Source organism: Rhizobacter sp. P2_H3 (assembly GCF_056403355.1).
Map to the genome: position 1 here is coordinate 1 of NZ_JBFUFQ010000531.1, position 736 is coordinate 736.

Annotated in this window: 1 protein-coding gene; it reads left to right on the forward strand. The window is 64.8% G+C overall.

Annotated elements, in window-relative coordinates; genetic code table 11:
• Positions 1-719 (forward strand): tyrosine-type recombinase/integrase (locus tag AC1D1T_RS32865; protein WP_477993554.1); only part of this gene is annotated, 719 nt, incomplete at its 5' end.
• Between the last annotated feature and the right edge of the window lie 17 nt (positions 720-736).

The window sequence follows — 736 nt, forward strand, 5'->3', positions numbered from 1 at the left end:
GGTACTCCAGCTACAACGCGAAGGACGCGCGAGAAGTCGAAGCGCTCGGCAAGGCGGCGAGGATCGATGTACAACGCGACCGCCGCTTGCTGCCCGCCAAGGGGACCGAGCTGGGTGAAGAGGCGCTGATCCTGAATGCCCTCGATGGGCACAAGCGTGCGGACCGCGAGAGGCCACTGGCGCTCAAGGATGGGCCCGCCATGCGCATGTTGTTCCAGCTCATTCTGTGGAGCGGCCTGCGTCTCCGCGAGGCCTACACGCTCACCATCGACCAGGTCGACATGCGCTCGCGCGTGATTCTTGTGCGCAGCTCGAAGCAATGGTACGGACGCGAGAAATGGCGCCGCGTGCCCATCCGGCCGGAGCTGCTGCCGGAGTTGAGCAACTACATCGCTGGGTCAGCAGCAGATGAAGCCGGCGCGCTCCTGTTCCCCTTTTGGAATGGAACTCCAGAGAACCTCGCTGCGACGAGCAATCGACTGTCGCAGCGGTTTCGAGGGCTGTTTGCATATGCAGGATGCACCGGTCTCACGGAGCACGACCTGCGCCACGAGGCGACATGCCGTTGGTTCGAGCTGCGCGTGCCTGCGGGCGAGTGGATGTTCCGTGCGGAGGAGATCAACGCAATCATGGGCTGGGCGCCGGGCTCGGTCATGGCAGCACGGTATGCCTCGTTCCGCGCTGAAGACTTGGCGGCGCGGCTGTACACCGCAAGCTAGGCCCCGCGCGCTCAGGC